Raw genomic sequence first — 16,390 nt, forward strand, 5'->3', positions numbered from 1 at the left:
AAGGCATCCGTGACCCGAGGTCCAGCCTTATGTCATCAGGGGGTGCGACGGACGGTCACCGGGATGTAGTTGAGCCGCCCGCGAGTCGACGGGACCGCCAGCGTGACCGTGCTGTCGATGGAGGGCGTGGTCGTGGCAATGCAGTTCGAGCCCTGGAAGCTGACCCGGTGGGCACGACCGCTGAGGTTGGTCACGAAATCCAGGCTGGCCGGCGCCGAGGCCGTTGCCACCGCGCCCGGCGTGGACGAGGCGACCTGGTAGCTGACCGAGCCGCTCACCACCGCGAACGGACCGGACACAAGCTGGGCGTCCGTCGGGAGGGCTCCGTTAATGTCCGCCAGGTTGAGGTCGAAACTTCCTGCACAGGCGCCCGAGACGACACCGAAATCCGTGTCGCTGACGGTCGCAATGAGGCTTTGACCGCTCAGGCTGACATTGCTCGACCGGGCGGTGAGGGTGAGGGTCCCCGCACTGTTCACCCGCACCGGGATGTAGCTGATCAGACCCTTCGGCGTCGTCGCCTTCAAGGTGAGCGAACCCGCAGGAATGCTGACGCACTTGGTGCCACGCATCGTCACCAAGTGGGTCGTGCCACCGGGGATCGTGGTGTCGAGGATCTTGTTGTTGCCGATCGTCACCGCCACACTCACCGGATCGGTGCCGCCCGACTGCAGGTACTGGACGCTGTTGTCCTCGATATCGAGGGTGGTGCCGGCCGGCAGCACGTTGTTGTTGAGATCCGAGATGCGGACCGTGAAGCTCGCCGAGCAGGAGCCACCCGTGGCACCGCCAAAGGTGTCGCCGACATACACCCGACCGTCGCTTTCCAGGTAGCTGTTCAGCGACAGGGCGTAGATGTTGCTGATGGCGCTGCCGGACAACACGATGACCTGTTCGCGACGCACCTGCGCCTGCCCCCAGGTGGTGTTGCAGGTGTTGGCCTTGGACTTGGCGTCGCTGTAGCGGATGTAATTGGTCGGGCAGTCGGCACCGGTGCTGGCGTTGTCGCCGGTCCCAAGGTAGGGGAAGTACTGCTCCGGCGAGGTCCAGACACCATCCTCGTTGTTGTCGACGTAGGCATCGCCCAGGCGGCGGTGGGTCTCGGTGGCGGACTGGTAGAGATTGTCGCCGTTGGTATCGTCGAAGCTCTCTTCGCCGTTGGCGTAGGCCAGCACGGTGATGCGCCCGGAATACACGCAGGTGTTGTCGATCCTGCCCGCGTCGGTGCTCGGGACCTTGGCGCCCAGGGCGTTCAGGCAGACACCGACGGTTTCGCTCTGGGGACGCCGCTCGCCGCTGACGAACTGGACGGTACAGGTGGCGTTCTGGAGGGAACAGACACCGGGCGACGGCGACACGCCGGCACCCTCGGTGACGAAGTTGACGGTCGTGCCATCGGGGACCGGGTTACCGACCCGGTCGAAGGCCAGCACCGTGAGGGCGCTCTGGACGCCATCGTAGTTCCAGCCCTCGATGTTGTGCGTACCGACCGACAGGGAGAAACGATCCTGGGTCGGCAGGCCGGTGGAGATCACGAGCTTGCTGGACTGGGTCTCGAGGGACGAATCCTTGAGCTTGGCCAGGACCCACACCGAGTTCGGATTGCTGCCCGCCTGCACCGTGACGCTGACCGTGCCGTCGGCGGCGGTCTGCTTGCGCACCTTGCCGAGCACCGACGTGACACCACCGGTGGTGATGGTCAGGGCATCGACCTGGGCCTGGGTCTTGTCATCGAGCTTGAGGCCGCCGGTCCAGTTGGAGAGGTAGAAGTCCACGCTGGCGGACGGCACGGGATTGCCCGTCGCGTCGACCACCTTGAAGGTCACGGTGGAGACGTCCACCAGGCCCGCGGTGCCCTTCAGGGCAATGGTGCCGGGCGTCGCGCTGACGAACTGGATGTTGGCCGGGGCGGGGCCCGCCGAAGTGATCTTGCCGGACAGGGTCTTGTCGAGGACGCTCACCGTGATGGTGTCAGTGCTGTTGCAGCCCTTGTCGGTGTAGGTGGCGGTGGCCACCCCGTTGATCGTCTGCACGGTCGAGGCGAGGGTCGCCTTGCCGCTGGCCGCGCAACCGGATGCGAACGCGACGGTCAGCGGCGCGGTGGACGGCGCGCCGTCGACATTGACGGTGACCGACACGGTGCTGGTGCCGTAGGCGTCGATTTCGGGCTTGCTGATCAGGAAGTTGGCGAGGCTCAGGTTGGCTGCGCCGACCTGGTAGGTCCAGCCGCCCGAAACGGTTGCGGTTCCAACCGTCGCCGTCGCGGTGACCGCTGCGGCGCCTTCGGCGCTAAGCGACGCGGCAGACATCTGGATGGTGGTGACGCCGTTCTTGGTCAGGCCCGTGCCGGAGGCCGGGCTGAAGATCGCCAGCGCAGTATTGGTGGTGAACGTGACCAGGGTGCCGTCATCGACGGTCGCACCCGCGGCGTTCTTGACGGTGGCCTTCACCGTCACCGAGCCGGACGAAGGCAGCGTCCGCGTCTCGACACCCGCGCTGTCGAGCACCGCGACGGTGACCGTGGGCGCGGTGGTCGTAGTGGTGCCACCACCCGTGTTGGTATCGGTGGTGGAACAGGTCGAGAACTGCGTCGGACAGTTCGACGAGGAAGAACCGCCGCCACCTCCGCCGCCGCAACCCGCGACAGCCAGGGCGAGGATCATCAGAAACGCGAGACGGAGCCGCGCGATGAGACCGTGTGCATTGAAATTACGCATGTGAAGTTCCATTCAGACCTGGGTGTTCAACGCAGCCCAAGCTGGTCGTTGATGATGCGGGGCGTGATGAAGACGAGCAGCTCGGTCTTGTTGTCCTTGCGCTCGTTGTTGCGGAAGAGGTACCCGAGCACCGGGATGTCGCCCAGCAGGGGAATCTTGGTGGTGTTGTTGCCGACTTCCTGGATGTAGATGCCGCCGATCACGACGGTACCACCGTTCTCGACGACCACGTCGGTCTTGACGTGTTTGGTGTCGATGGGGACGTTGCCGCCGGCGACCGGCTGGTCGTAGCGGGGCTGGTCCTTGTTGACGTCGAGGGCCATCATGACCTTGCCGTCCGGGGTGATCTGGGGCTTCACCTTGAGGGACAGGTTGGCCTTCTTGAAGCTGACGGTGGCCACCGCGGTGGTGCTGGTCTGGGTCTGGTAGGGGATTTCGGAACCCTGCTCGATGATCGCTTCGGCCTTGTCGGCGGTCATCACGCGGGGACGCGAGACGACCTTGCCGCGACCGTCGGCCTCGAGGGCCGACACTTCGAGGTCGATGTAGCGCGTGGCGGCACTGTTCCACAGCGCGAAGGACAGCGCGCCGACCTGCTTGGTGTTGATGTTGGAGGCCGGCAGATTGACGCCGAGGGCGTTGTCGAGGGTCGGCACCGTGGTGATCTGGCCAGCCTGGTAGGCGGTGGACGAGAGGTTGCCGCTGCCGAAGGTGTTGCGATACACCGGCACGCCGCCGGTGGTGGTGCCGAGCAGGCCGCCGGTCTTGGCGCCAAAGCCGAGGCGCACGCCCAGGTTGCGGGCGAAGGTGTCGGTGGCCTCGACGATCTGGGCCTCGATGAGCACCTGGCGCACCTCGACGTCGATCTCGGCGATGAGGCGGCGGACATCCTCGAGGCGGGAAGGCACGTCATTGACGAACAGCTTGTTGCTGCGCTCGTCGGCGCTCACGTTGCCGCGCTTGGACAGCACGGTCTGCTCCTTGCCCTTGATGAACTCGGCGACGCTCTTGGCCTTGTGGTAGTTGATCTGGAAGGTCTCGGTGCGCAGCGGCTCGAGCTCGCCGATCTGGGCCTTGGCCTCGAGGTCGAGCTTCTCGCGGGCAGCCAGCTCGTCACGCGGGGCGATCCAGATGACGTTGCCGTTCTTGCGCATGTCGAGGCCGCGGGCCTGCAGGATGATGTCGAGGGCCTGATCCCACGGGACGTCCTTGAGGCGCAGGGTGAGGTTGCCCTGCACGGAGTCGCTGGTGATGATGTTGAAGTTGGTGAAGTCGGCGATGACCTGCAGCACCGAGCGCACGTCGATGTTCTGGAAGTTGAGCGACAGCTTCTCGCCGCCGAAGCGGCCCTTGCCCGCGCCCCGGACCAGCTTGTTGGGATCTTCCTTGACCGGCTTCACCTCGAGGACGAACTGGTTGTCGCTCTGGTAGGCGTTGTGCTCCCACTGGCCGCGCGGGGTGATCGTCATGCGGGTGTTGCCGCCCTGGCTCTGGGTCAGCACCGTGGACACCGGGGTGCCGAAATCGATCACGTCGAGCCGGCGGCGGAGCTGCTCCGGCACTTCGGTCTTGAGGAAGTCGACGATCAGGCTGGTGCCCTGCTGGCGGATGTCGATGCCGGCACCGGCGTCGGACAGATCGACGACCAGCCGGCCCTCACCGTCCTTGCCACGACGGAAATTGATGTCGCGGATGGCGTGCCGCTCGCCCTGGGCCATCGGCGCCGGGGCGGCGAACTGGGTGGACTGGGACAGCTGGGTGCCGGCCTCGCGCAATTCGCCCGACGACAGGGTGATCAGGACGTCGCGATCCTCCATGCGGACATCGTAGGGAGACAGGCGGGACAGGTTGAGCACCAGCCGGGTGCGGTCGCCCACCTGGACGATGTTCACACTGCGCAGGTCGCCGGCGTTGAGCTGCTGGCTGTTGCGCCCGAGGCCGTTGCCGGTGTCAGGGAAGTCGAAGGCGACCCGCGCCGGGCTGGCCACGCTGAAGCTGCCCGGCGCCGCGGCGAGCGGCTTGGCCATCGTCAGCTTGAGAACGACGTTGCCCCCCTGCTCGGCGGCGACGATCTTCTCGATACGATTGCCGGCCTGCACGACCTCGGCCGCGGAAGCCTGCGCCAAAACCGGCGCGGACGGCAGCAAGGCGCCGCAAACCGCTGCCAATACCCATGCGCCCCGTACGACGCCACGTCTCATCTTCATTTCTTCGCCTCCTGGGGCGCCTGCTCCTGCAGCTGCAGCGTGCTGATGCGCTCTGCCCACTCGCCGGATTGATCTTCAACGAGTTCCTTGAGGGTGATCTCGGTTTCCGAGATCGCCGTGATCTGCCCGTAGTTCTGGCCGAGATAATTACCCACCCGGACCTGGTGCAATGTCTTGTCCGCCGCGATGATGGCGTGGGACTGGCCCTGCTTGATGAGGACCCCCACCATCTTGAGGGACTCCAGCGGATAGGCCTCCAGCGGTTCGCGGCGCCGGTTGGCGTCGGGCACGAACATCCCGGATTTCTTGTCGGGCTCCAGCTTGGCCGCCTTGAAGGGGTCGGTCGTCCCGACCCCCTGGTAGCTCACCGGCACCATCTGCTGGATCGGCGGCAGCGGCTTGAGGTTGGGTTTGAGATCCTTGGACGCCTCGGTCATCCAGGCGCGCAGGTCGTCTTCCTGGTCGCTGCACCCGGACACGATGAGCGCCGCGGCCAGGGGCAGCAACAGGGTCAGTCGCATGATGGTCACTTGCCCGCCTTTTCTTTGGCCTTTTCCTTGCGCAGACGCGCCACTTCCTCGTCGTCGAGGTAGCGGTAGGTCATGGCTGTCGCGTCGAACTTGAGGACACCTTCCTTCTGGGTCTCGATGGCGATGTCGTTGAGGGTGACGATCCGCGGCATCTGGGCCACATCGCCGACGAACTCGCCGAGATCATGATAGCTGCCGGTGACACGCACGGCGATCGGCAGCTCGGCGTAGAAATCCTTCATGACCTCGGTGCCGGGCTTGAAGAGCTCGAACTGCAGGCCGCGCCCGAGGCCCGCCTGGTTGATGTCGGCCAGCAGCGACTCCATCTCGGAACGGTTCGGCAGCTGCTTGAGCAGCGCGCCGAACTGGCGGTCGATCTCGCTCAGCTGACGGCGGTACTCGGGGAGATTGACGGCCTGCCGCTTCTTGTTGACCCAGTCTTCCTTGAGCGTCGCCTCTTCGCGCTCCTTGGCTTCCAGGGTCGCCAGCTGGTCGCTCCAGTCGAACCACCAGCCACCGACGACCAGGACGAAGAAGATCGCCAGCAGGGTGGCGACCCGCGGCGCGAGCGGCCATTGCCCCGGATCGTTGGGGTCAAGCCCCTTGAAGTCGCGCAGCAGATCCTGGACATCCAGGGAGCGGAGGTTTTCCAGCGAATCCTTGAGACCCATTACGGCTTACCTCCGGCGGCGGGAGGGGTTCCCTTGGGCTTTTCGGCACTTTCGACCGGCTGGCGCTCCAGGGTGACGTTGAGGTTGAATTCACTCACGCGGCGGGTGTTGAGCACGGAGGCCTTCACTTCGATCAGCTCCGCATTCTGGAGGTAGGGCGAGGCATCGAGGTTGCGCATCAGATTGGAGACCCGCGCGTTGGACTGGGCGTAGCCGGTGATGTTGATGCGCGAACCGGTCTGCTTGAGGCTCTTGAGGTAGAGCCCCTCGGGGATCTGGCGGGCGAGCTCGTTGAAGATGTGCACCGGCTCGGTGCGGTTGGTCTGCAGCGACTCGATGACCTGCTTGCGCGACAGCAGGGCCTCGGCCTGTTCGCGCAGGCCCTTGATCTCGGAGATCTCCTTGTCGAGCAGGGCGATCTCTTCCTTGAGCATGGCGTTCTTCTGGTCCTGGCCGTCGACGTAGCCGACGATCACGGAGTGCCCGATGAACCACACAAGCAGCCCGCCCAGCGCGGCGATGGCCGAGAACAGGATGAACTGCTGGCGACGCGCCTTGCGCTTTTCTTCCCGGTGCGGGAGAAGGTTGATGCGAATCACGAATCGAACCTCCGCAGAGCCAGCCCGCAGGCAACCAGCAGCGCCGGGGCGTCAGCCGTCAGGTTTTTCGGGCGAATCTTGGAGCTGAGGCTCATGTTCGCGAAGGGATTGGCGATCAGGGTGTCCACCTGGGTGCGCCCGGCGACCGTCTCGGCCAGCCCGGGGATGACCGCGCAGCCGCCCGCCAGCACGATGTGGTCGACCTGGTTGAACTGGGTGGAGGTGAAGAAGAACTGCAGCGCCCGCGACACCTCGAGGGCCAGGGCGTCCATGAAGGGGCGCAGCAGGTCGGATTCGTAGTTTTCGGGCAGCGAACTGCTGCGCTTGGCGCCCTCGGCCTCCTCGAGGGACATGCCGAAGTGGCGCATGATGTCCTGGGTCAGCAGGAAGCCGCCGAAGGCCTGCTCGCGGGAGTACACCTGCACGCCGTTGCGCAGCACCGAGACGTTCATCACGTTGGCCCCGGCATCGACGAGGGCGATGATCTTGTCATCCCCCTTGTCGGGCAGCTGGGCCTGGACGAGTTCGAAGGCCGACAGGGCGGCATAGGACTCGACGTCCATCACCAGCGCCTTCAGCCCCGCGGCCTCGGCGGCGGCGACGCGGTCCTCGACCTTCTCCTTGCGGGAGGCGGCGATCAGCACTTCGTCCTCCTCGGCGCCGGAGGCGGCCGGGCCGATCACCTGGAAGTCGAGGTTGACCTCGTCGAGGGCGAAGGGAATGTACTGGTTGGCTTCGGATTCAACCTGAACCTCGAGCTCCTGGTCGCGCAGGCCGGCCGGCAGGATGATCCGCTTGGTGATCACGGCCGAGGCGGGCAGGGCCAGCGCGACGAACTTGGTGCTGGTGCCGAGGCGGCGCCAGCCGCGGCGGATGGCTTCGGAGACGGCTTCGAGATTGGCGATGTTGCCGTCGGCCACCGCTTCACGGGGCAGGGCCTCGATCGAGTAGCGCTCGACCCGGTACCCCCCTCCGGAAACGGCGGACAACTCAACCATCTTGACTGACGACGACGAGATGTCGACGCCGATCAAGGGCCGTGCCCTGGGGTTCAGAAAGGATAGGTCGATCACAAAAAATCCTGAAAATTCTTTACGTTAGACGCACTTACAACAATCTACATGAAATCCTAACAACAACAATGACAGGTGTAAAGCAAGGCTCTGCAAATCGGCGCGGCGGCATTACGGGCGGCAAACCGGGGCTGCTCGTATAATGCACTGACTTTTTTGCCCCCTGCCCTCCCTTCATGCGCTGGCTCCTTTACCCGTTCGCCGCCCTGCTCGGCCTCATCACGATCGGCGTTGCGATCATCGCCATTGCCGTCGCCTCCGCCTGGCCGACCCTGCCCTCGCTCGAGGCCCTGACCGACTACCACCCCAAGATCCCGCTGCGCGTCTACACGGCCGACGGGGCCCTGATCGGGGAGTACGGCGAGGAGCGGCGCGCCTTCATCCGCATCCAGGACGTGCCCCCGGTGCTCAAGCAGGCGATCCTCGCCGCCGAGGACGACCGCTTCTACCAGCACTCCGGCGTGGACTTCCTGGGCATCCTGCGGGCCGCCGGCGCCAACCTCGCCACCGGCGGCAAACGCCAGGGAGCATCCACGATCACTATGCAGGTTGCACGGAACTTCTTCCTCACCCGAGAGAAAACCATCTCTCGCAAGCTTTACGAAATACTCCTCGCCTTCAAGATCGAGCAAAATCTCACGAAAGACCAGATTCTCGAGGTCTATATCAACCAGATATTCCTCGGGCGGCGCGCCTACGGCTTCGCGGTGGCCTCCCACACCTACTTCGGGAAACCCATCCGCGAGCTGAGCGTGGCCGAGGCGGCGATGCTCGCCGGCCTGCCCAAGGCGCCCTCCGCCTACAACCCGGTGGTCAACCCGAAACGCGCCGCGCAGCGCCAGCAATACGTGCTGCGGCGGATGCTGGAGCTCGGCTTCATCAACGAGGCCGAGCAGCGCGAGGCCATCGAGACGCCGCTCAAGGTGGTCACCAGCACCAGCGACTTCGGCGGCAGCGCCGACTACGTGGCCGAGATGGCCCGCCAGATCGCCTACGAGCAGTTCCAGGAAGAGGCCTATACCCGCGGCATCAAGGTCATCACCACCATCAACAAGGCCGAGCAGGACGCCGCCTACCGGGCCCTGCGCCGTGGCATCCTGGATTACGACCGCCGCCACGGCTACCGCGGCGCCGAGGCCTACGTCGACCCGGCCCGCATGAAGGGTGAGCAGGGCGAGGCGCTGGACGAGATCCTCGCCGAGACCCCCGACTACGACGACATGCTGGCGGCCATCGTCACCGAGGCCCGCAGCGGCGCCGTCACCGTCTATCGCTACGGCGAGACGATCCGCATCAGCGGCGACGGCCTGCGCTTCGCCGAACGCATGGTGGGCGAGAAGGGCCCGCCCAACAAACGCATCCGCGCCGGCGCCATCGTGCGCATCACCCGCAACGACAACGGCCGCTGGGAGATCACCCAGCTGCCGGAGGTCGAGGGCGCCCTCGCCTCCGCCGACCCGCGCACCGGCGCCATCCGCGCGCTGGCCGGCGGCTTCGACTTCACGCGCAACAAGTTCAACCACGTCACCCAGGCGTGGCGCCAGCCGGGCTCCAGCTTCAAGCCCTTCATCTACTCGGCGGCCTTCGAGAAGGGCTACGGCCCCAACAGCGTGGTGGACGACTCGCCGATGTCCTTCTCGTCGGGCGAGACCGGCAGCCAGGCCTGGGAGCCCAAGAACTACGACGGCCGCTACGACGGCCCGATCTCCATCCGCACCGCGCTGGCCCGCTCCAAGAACATGGTATCGATCCGCCTGCTCAAGTCGATCGGCCCGCGCTACGCCCAGGACTACATCACCAAGTTCGGCTTCGACGCCGAGCGCCACCCGGCCTATCTCACGATGGCCCTCGGCGCCGGCTCGGTCACCCCCTGGCAGATGCTGCGCGGCTACTCGGTGTTCGCCAACGGCGGCTACCGCATCGAGCCCTATCTGGTGCAGGAAATCCGCGACGACGCCGGCAACGTGCTGGCCCGCGTCGACCCGCCGGTGGCCGGCGAGACCGCCGAGCGGGCGATCGACGAGCGCAACGCCTACCTGATGGACTCGATCATGAAGGACGTGGTCCGCCGCGGCACCGCCACCAAGGCCATGGTGCTCAAGCGCAACGACCTGGCGGGCAAGACCGGCACCACCAACGACTACCTCGACGCCTGGTTCTGCGGCTACCAGCCGACCCTCGTCACGGTGGCCTGGATCGGCTTCGACAAGCCGCGCAACCTGGGCAGCGGCGAGACCGGCGGCCACGCCGCCCTGCCGATGTGGATCAACTACATGCGCAAGGCCCTCGAGGGCGTGCCCGAGAGCTTCCCGAAGGCGCCGGAAGGCCTGATCCGCATCCAGCCGGCCGGCAGCGCCACCGAGGAGATGATCTACAAGGAGAACCTCCCCGACGTGCCGGCGGAAGCGCCTGCCGAAGCGAAGCCCAGCACGCCGGCGGACGAAGCCCCGCCCCCGGCGCCTGCCCCCGCGGCCGCGCCGGCACCGGTCGCCCCCGGCCTGCCCCCCTCCACCGGCTGAGGGCTGGGCGGGCCGGACGCTGGCCTCAGCCCTTCAGGCTGACCGGCTCGCCGGCCTGCTCCGACATGCAGCGGGACAGCACCACGTAAAAATCCTCGCCGTCCCGCGTGCCCACCCAGCGGCCATCGGCGGGGCGAAAATGAAAGCCCCCCGACTTCGCCGCCAGCCAGATCTCCCGGGCCGCCGTGTGGCGATTCACGATGATCTTGCTACCGTTGTCGAACTCCAGCTCCAGCACGCCGCCGGGCTTCACCTCGTAGTCAAAGTCGGCCCCGCAGGCATCGAGCAAGCCCTCCAGGCGCCCGAGTTCGGCATCCGCCAGCGCGTTGAACCCTGCTTCATCCATCGCCCATTCCCTTCCTTCTGTTAACATTCACGTTTTTGCGTGGAAATCATGCGAACCATCGCCACTGCCGCCGCAGCCTGCGGCCTGATCGTGCTGGGCGGCTGCGGCATCAAGGGGCCGCTGCAGCTCCCCCAGGTTCCCAAGCCCATCGCCCGCCCGGCCGCCAAGCCGGCCACCGGCGCGGCCGACAGTGCGCCGGCGCCCGCACAGGCCCCGGCCGTCGATCATAACAAACCCGCCCCCCAGGACTCCGCCCAATGACCACCGCCCTGCCCGTGCCGACCCTTGCCGCCGGCCCCGCCGGCCTGACCCTCGAAGGGGTCGCCCTCGCCGACATCGCCGCGCGCTTCGGCACCCCCACCTACGTGTACTCCCGCGCCGCCCTCACCGGCGCCTACGAGGCCTACCAAAAGGCCCTCGGGATGCGCAAGGCGCTGGTCTGCTACGCGGTCAAGGCCAACTCCAGCCTGGGCATCCTGTCGGTGTTCGCCAAGCTCGGTGCCGGCTTCGACATCGTCTCCGGCGGCGAGCTGGCCCGCGTGCTGGCAGCCGGCGGCGACCCGGGCAAGGTGATCTTCTCCGGCGTCGGAAAGAGCATCGACGAGATGCGCTTCGCCCTCGAAACCGGCATCGGCTGCTTCAACGTCGAGTCCGCCGCCGAGCTCGACCGCCTGAACGACGTGGCCACCCAGCTCGGCAAGCGCGCGCCGATCGCCTTCCGGGTGAATCCCGACGTCAACCCCAACACCCACCCCTACATCTCCACCGGCCTGCGTGGCAACAAGTTCGGCGTGGCCTTCACCGAGGCCCTTGACCTCTACCGCAAGGCCGCGCGGATGCCCGCCATCGAGATCTCGGGCATCGACTGCCACATCGGCTCCCAGCTCCTCGACCCGGCCCCGATGGCCGAAGCTGCCGGCAAGATCCTCGGCCTGGTCGACCAGCTCGCCCGCGAAGGCATCCACCTCGACCACATCGACCTCGGCGGCGGCCTCGGCATCCGCTACCGTGACGAGGAGCCGCCCACCCCCACCGACTACCTCAAGCCCCTGCTCGAGTGCTTTGAAGGCCGCTCCGAAGCCCTGTGCTTCGAGCCGGGCCGCTCGCTGGTGGGCAACGCCGGCCTGCTGCTGACCCGCATCGAATACCTCAAGCCCGGCGTCGAGAAGAACTTCGCGATCATCGACGCGGCCATGAACGACCTGGCCCGCCCGGCCCTCTACGACGCCTGGCACGAGATCGTCGCCGTCGCCCCGCGCAGCCTGCCGGCGACCCGCTACGAGGTGGTCGGCCCGATCTGTGAGAGCGGCGACTTCCTCGGCCACGACCGCGACCTCTCCGTCGAGACGGGCGACCTGCTGGCGATCCTGTCGGCCGGCGCCTACGGCATGACCATGAGCTCCAACTACAACACCCGCCCCCGCGCCGCCGAGGTGCTGGTGGATGGCGACACGGTGCACGTGATCCGCGAGCGCGAGACCCTCGAGCACCTCCTGAAGGGCGAACGCCCGCTTCCCTGAGCCCACATCAGCCCCGCCCGAAGGCCCCGATCATGCGTTTCGCCCCCTGCGTCACCCTGTTCCTCGCCATCGGGCTCGGCGCCTGCGGCGGCAAGCCCGAACCGGCCGCCGGCAAGCCGGCCGGACCACCCGCCACGCTGATCACCACCACTACGGCGGAGAGCATCACCCTCGACGTCACCGAGGACAGCCTCGGCACCCTCGAGGCCCTCATCGACCCGAAGATCGGCGCCGAAGTGGCCGGGCGCGTGATCGCCGTGCATGCCAAGGCCGGCGACCGGGTCCGCCAGGGCCAGCCGCTGGCCGAGATCGACCCCACCGACTTCCACATCCAGGGCCAGGCCGACGCCGCCGAGATCGCCCGCCTGGACGCCCTCGTGGCCCAGGCCGAGCGCTTCGCCGAACGCCAGCAGCGGCTCGTCGCCCAGGGCTTCATCTCCAAGAACGGCGCCGACGATGCCCTGGCCCAGCGCGACGCAGCCCGCGCCCAGCTCGCCACGGCCCGCGCCCGCAGTGGCGCCAGCCGCTACAACCTGGAGCGCAGCAAGGTCGTGGCGCCCGTCGAGGGCGTCATCGAGACCCAGATCGTCGCCGCGGGCGACTACGTGAAGGTCGGCGACCCGCTCTACCGGCTGGTCTCCAACCGCATCCTGAAGGCCCACCTGCCCTACCCCGAGAGCGCCGCCGCGCGCATCCGCCCGGGCCAGCCGGTGCGCCTCACCAGCCCCCAGCAGCCCGACCGGGTGATCGAGGGCAGCGTCGAGCAGGTCAAGCCCACGGTCAGCGAGGGCAGCCGTGCCCTCGACGTGCAGGTGCGCCTCGACAACGACGGCGGCCTGCGTGCCGGCGGCACCGTCAATGGCGCCATCGTCACCGGCCGCAAGCCCGCCGCGGTGGTGGTGCCCGAGCAGAGCGTGGTGCTGCGCCCGGCCGGCAAGGTGGTGTATGTGGTCGCCGAAGGCAAGGCCCGCCAGCGCATCGTCGAGCCCGGCGTCAAGCGGGACGGCCGGATCGAGATCGTCAAGGGGCTCGCCCCGGGTGAAGTCGTCGCCGAGGACGGCGCCGGCTTCCTCAGCGACGGCGCCGCCGTCACCGTCAAGGCCGCTCCCGAAACCCGCCCGGCCACGGCCGCCGCCAGGCCATGACCCTGCCCGAGCTTTCCATCAAGCGCCACGTGCTGGCGTGGATGATGAGCGCCGTGCTGGTGCTGGTGGGCGTCATCGGCTACCAGCGGGTCGGCGTCGACCGCTACCCGTTCATCGAATTCCCGGTGATCTCGATCACCACGACACTGAAGGGCGCCAACCCCGACATCGTCGATTCCAGCATCACCAACGTCATCGAGTCGGCGGTGAACAGCGTGCCGGGCATCGAGCACGTGCAGTCCACCTCGTCGCCGGGGGTGTCGACGGTCAACATCACCTTCGCCCTCGAGAAGAAGGTGGACGTGGCCTTCAACGAGGTCCAGTCCAAGGTCAACCAGGTGCTGCGGCGGCTGCCCAAGGACGTGGACCCGCCGGTGGTGGCCAAGGTCGAGACCAACGCCCAACCGGTGATGTGGCTGGCGCTGCAGGGCGACCGCACCCAGCAGCAGCTCAACCAGTACGCCCTCAACGTCCTCAAGAAGCGCCTCGAGACCATCGACGGCGTCGGCGAGGTGCGCCTCGGTGGCCGGCGCGACCGCACCATCCGCGTCGACCTGCTGCCCGACCGGATGGCCGCCCACAAGATCACCGCTCAGGACATCAGCGAGGCCTTCGCCCGCGAGCACGTGCAGCTGGCTGGCGGCTTCGTGGTGGGCCGCAGCACCGAGAGCCTGGTCAAGCTCGACCTGGAGTTCCACGAGGTCGAGCAGCTGCGCGAGCTGATCGTCGCCTGGCGCGACAAGGCGCCGGTGCGCCTGGGCGACGTGGCGAACATCGAGGACGGCCTCGCCGACAAACGCCAGCTGGCCCGCTTCAACGGCCAGACCACCGTCGGCCTGGGCATGGTCAAGATCGCCAACGCCAACACGGTGGCCATCACCGAGCGCATCCAGGAGCGCCTCGACACCGAGCTCCGCCCGGCCCTGCCGCCGGGCATGAGCCTGTCGGTGGTCTCCAACGACGCGGTGTTCATCATCGAGATCGTCGACTCCCTCAAGGAGCACCTCATCGAGGGCACCCTGCTGGCGGCGCTGGTGGTGTGGGTCTTCCTGCGCTCGGTGCGCTCCACGCTGATCATCTCGCTGGCGATCCCCGTGTCGCTCGCGGGGGCCATCGCGGTGATCTACTTCGCCGGCTTCACCCTCAACTCGCTCACCATGCTGGGCCTGCTGCTGCTGATCGGGGTGGTGGTGGACGACGCCATCGTGGTGCTCGAGAACATCTTCCGCCACCGCGAGACCCTCGATCCCGACCCGGTCTCGGCGGCGATCAACGGCAGCAACGAGGTGGTCTTCGCGGTGATGGCGGCCACCCTGTCGCTGGTCTGCATCTTCGCGCCGGTGGCCTTCATCTCGGGGATCATCGGGCAGTTCTTCCGCAGCTTCGCGCTGGTGGTCACCTTCGGGGTGCTGGTGTCGCTGTTCGTCTCGCTCACCCTCACCCCCATGCTGTGCTCCCGCTACCTCAAGGTCGAGAAGCAGCACGGCCCGATCTACCGCGCCTTCGACCGGGCCTTCGCGGCCCTCGACGGCCTCTACGTGCGCCTGCTGGAGGGCGCCCTCGCCCACCGCCTGTGGGTGGTGCTGGCCACCGTGGCGGTGGTGGCGTCGAGCGGCTTCTTCTTCGCCAACATCGGCAAGGCCTTCGCCCCCGACGCCGACGAGGGGCGCTTCCTGGTGTCGCTGCGCACGCCGCTGGGCTCCAGCATCGACTACACCGACGCCAAGCTGCGCGAGGTCGAGGCGGTCCTCGACAAGCACCCGGAGGTGCGTTCCGAGTTCTCGCTGATCGGCCTCGGCGCCGCCGGGCAAGTCAACCAGGGCACGGTGGTGGTACGCATGGTGCCGCGCAGCGAGCGCACGCTCAAGCAGCAGGAGGTGATCCCCATGTTGCGCGAGGAGTTCGCCCGGATTGCCGGCGCCCGGGTGTTCGCCGCGCCCTACCCGATGGTGCAGGGCGCCCGCGGCGAGCCGCTGCAGTTCGTGCTCACCGGCACCAACCTGCAGGAACTCGGCAACCACGCCCAGGCCCTGCAGCGCAAGCTGGCCACCCAGCCCGGCCTCGGCCGCATCGACACCGACCTGCAGCTCGACCTGCCCCAGCTCATCTTCGCCCCCGACCGGCTGCGCATCGCTGACGCCGGCCTCAGCACCCAGGACGTAGCCCTGGCCATCAACATGCTCACCGGCGGCGTCGACATCGCCAAGTTCAACGACGAGCCCGGCGACGGCCAGCGCTACGACATCCGCGTGAAGGCCGTCGAGGGCAGCTTCACCCAGCCGGCGGATCTTTCCAAGATCTACCTGCGCAACAAGGCCGGCGAGATGGTGCGCCTCGACAGCGTGGCCAGCTTCCGCGAGGCCCTCGGCCCGGCGGTGGTCGGCCGCTTCGACCTGCAGTACGCCGCCACCTTCTTCGCCACACCGACCCTGCCGCTGGCCGAGGCCGTCGGGCAGGTCAAGCAGATCGCCGCCGAAATGCTGCCCACCGGCTATCAGGTGCGCATGATCGGCCAGGCCGAGGAATTCGGCAAAACCCAGAAGTACATGAGCTTCACCTTCCTGCTGGCCCTGACGCTGCTCTACATGGTGCTGGCCAGCCAGTTCAACAGCTTCCTGCAGCCCGCCATCGTGATGCTGGCCCAGCCGCTGGCCATCGTCGGGGGGGTGGCGGCCCTGTGGGCCAGCGGCCAGACCCTCAACATCTACTCGATGATCGGCCTGGTGCTGCTGATCGGCCTGGTGGCCAAGAACTCGATCCTGCTGGTGGACCTCACCAACCAGCGCCGCGGCGAGGGCCTGAAGGTGGACGCTGCCCTGCGCGACGCCTGCCCGACCCGCATGCGACCGGTGCTGATGACCTCGATGACGGTGATCCTGGCCCTCGCCCCGGCGGCGCTGGGCTTCGGCGCCGGCAGCGAGACCAACCAGCCGCTGGCCGTGGCGGTGATCGGCGGCATGGTCAGCTCCACGCTGCTGACCCTGGTGGTGGTGCCGGCGGTGTATTCGCTGCTGGAAGGCTGGCGCGAGCGGCGGCGCGGCTAAGGCGCCACCGCGCGGGGCC

General features: G+C 67.4%; 12 protein-coding genes. 5 read left to right on the plus strand and 7 right to left on the minus strand.

Annotated features, from left to right (window positions below; all coding sequences use genetic code 11):
- Positions 1-35 precede the first annotated feature (35 nt).
- The 6 genes from ACE3OU_RS14085 to ACE3OU_RS14110 all read right to left on the minus strand — a co-directional run bounded on the left by ACE3OU_RS14085 (position 36) and on the right by ACE3OU_RS14110 (position 7,797).
- Positions 36-2,507 carry a hypothetical protein gene (locus ACE3OU_RS14085; RefSeq protein WP_374242181.1) on the minus strand — a complete coding sequence of 824 codons (2,472 nt, stop codon included), beginning with the start codon at positions 2,505-2,507 and terminating at the stop codon, positions 36-38.
- Positions 2,508-2,743: 236 nt separating this feature from the next.
- Positions 2,744-4,924: a type IV pilus secretin PilQ gene (gene pilQ, locus ACE3OU_RS14090; protein WP_374242182.1), complete on the minus strand. Its 2,181-nt coding sequence runs from the start codon at positions 4,922-4,924 to the stop codon at positions 2,744-2,746.
- A complete protein-coding gene (locus ACE3OU_RS14095; protein WP_374242183.1) occupies positions 4,921-5,445 on the minus strand; it encodes a pilus assembly protein PilP in 525 nt (174 codons plus the stop codon). Before ACE3OU_RS14095 ends, pilQ begins: the two co-directional genes overlap by 4 nt.
- Before the next feature lie 5 nt (positions 5,446-5,450).
- Positions 5,451-6,125, minus strand: coding sequence for a type 4a pilus biogenesis protein PilO (locus ACE3OU_RS14100; RefSeq protein WP_374242184.1), 675 nt, complete (start codon positions 6,123-6,125; stop codon positions 5,451-5,453).
- Entirely contained in the window at positions 6,125-6,724 is a 600-nt protein-coding gene (locus ACE3OU_RS14105; RefSeq protein ID WP_374242185.1) for a PilN domain-containing protein, read from the minus strand. Before ACE3OU_RS14105 ends, ACE3OU_RS14100 begins: the two co-directional genes overlap by 1 nt.
- Entirely contained in the window at positions 6,721-7,797 is a 1,077-nt protein-coding gene (locus ACE3OU_RS14110) for a pilus assembly protein PilM (protein WP_374242186.1), read from the minus strand. The genes ACE3OU_RS14105 and ACE3OU_RS14110 overlap by 4 nt, the downstream gene beginning before the upstream one ends.
- A 176-nt stretch (positions 7,798-7,973) precedes the next feature.
- Here ACE3OU_RS14110 and ACE3OU_RS14115 point away from each other — a divergent pair, with 176 nt between their 5' ends.
- Positions 7,974-10,316, plus strand: coding sequence for a penicillin-binding protein 1A (locus ACE3OU_RS14115; RefSeq protein WP_374242187.1), 2,343 nt, complete (start codon positions 7,974-7,976; stop codon positions 10,314-10,316).
- 25 nt (positions 10,317-10,341) lie between these two features.
- On the opposite strand, the gene cyaY is transcribed toward ACE3OU_RS14115, so the two are convergent.
- The gene (cyaY, locus tag ACE3OU_RS14120; RefSeq protein ID WP_374242188.1) at positions 10,342-10,662 is read right to left on the minus strand and encodes an iron donor protein CyaY; all 321 of its coding nucleotides are present in this window, start codon (positions 10,660-10,662) and stop codon (positions 10,342-10,344) included.
- Between the two features lie 48 nt (positions 10,663-10,710).
- Between cyaY and ACE3OU_RS14125 the strand changes: the two genes are divergently transcribed.
- The 4 genes from ACE3OU_RS14125 to ACE3OU_RS14140 are packed head-to-tail and all read left to right on the plus strand — an operon-like array spanning position 10,711 to position 16,371.
- Entirely contained in the window at positions 10,711-10,923 is a 213-nt protein-coding gene (locus ACE3OU_RS14125; protein ID WP_374242189.1) for a hypothetical protein, read from the plus strand.
- Positions 10,920-12,182, plus strand: coding sequence for a diaminopimelate decarboxylase (gene lysA, locus ACE3OU_RS14130; RefSeq protein ID WP_374242190.1), 1,263 nt, complete (start codon positions 10,920-10,922; stop codon positions 12,180-12,182). The genes ACE3OU_RS14125 and lysA overlap by 4 nt, the downstream gene beginning before the upstream one ends.
- Positions 12,183-12,214: 32 nt before the next feature.
- A complete protein-coding gene (locus ACE3OU_RS14135; RefSeq protein ID WP_374242191.1) occupies positions 12,215-13,327 on the plus strand; it encodes an efflux RND transporter periplasmic adaptor subunit in 1,113 nt (370 codons plus the stop codon).
- A complete protein-coding gene (locus tag ACE3OU_RS14140) occupies positions 13,324-16,371 on the plus strand; it encodes an efflux RND transporter permease subunit (RefSeq protein ID WP_374242192.1) in 3,048 nt (1,015 codons plus the stop codon). Before ACE3OU_RS14135 ends, ACE3OU_RS14140 begins: the two co-directional genes overlap by 4 nt.
- Positions 16,372-16,390: the final 19 nt, after the last annotated feature.

This window comes from Zoogloea sp. (genome assembly GCF_041908905.1).
Taxonomy (GTDB): domain Bacteria; phylum Pseudomonadota; class Gammaproteobacteria; order Burkholderiales; family Rhodocyclaceae; genus Zoogloea.

What these genes read in the sequence shown, in the direction of transcription:
- pilQ (WP_374242182.1), bottom strand. Translation starts at nt 4,924, where the DNA reads ATGAAGATGAGACGTGGCGTCGTACGGGGCGCATGGGTATTGGCAGCG.
- ACE3OU_RS14095 (WP_374242183.1), bottom strand. Translation starts at nt 5,445, where the DNA reads ATGCGACTGACCCTGTTGCTGCCCCTGGCCGCGGCGCTCATCGTGTCC.
- ACE3OU_RS14100 (WP_374242184.1), bottom strand. Translation starts at nt 6,125, where the DNA reads ATGGGTCTCAAGGATTCGCTGGAAAACCTCCGCTCCCTGGATGTCCAG.
- ACE3OU_RS14115 (WP_374242187.1), top strand. Translation starts at nt 7,974, where the DNA reads ATGCGCTGGCTCCTTTACCCGTTCGCCGCCCTGCTCGGCCTCATCACG.
- cyaY (WP_374242188.1), bottom strand. Translation starts at nt 10,662, where the DNA reads ATGGATGAAGCAGGGTTCAACGCGCTGGCGGATGCCGAACTCGGGCGC.
- ACE3OU_RS14125 (WP_374242189.1), top strand. Translation starts at nt 10,711, where the DNA reads ATGCGAACCATCGCCACTGCCGCCGCAGCCTGCGGCCTGATCGTGCTG.
- lysA (WP_374242190.1), top strand. Translation starts at nt 10,920, where the DNA reads ATGACCACCGCCCTGCCCGTGCCGACCCTTGCCGCCGGCCCCGCCGGC.
- ACE3OU_RS14135 (WP_374242191.1), top strand. Translation starts at nt 12,215, where the DNA reads ATGCGTTTCGCCCCCTGCGTCACCCTGTTCCTCGCCATCGGGCTCGGC.
- ACE3OU_RS14140 (WP_374242192.1), top strand. Translation starts at nt 13,324, where the DNA reads ATGACCCTGCCCGAGCTTTCCATCAAGCGCCACGTGCTGGCGTGGATG.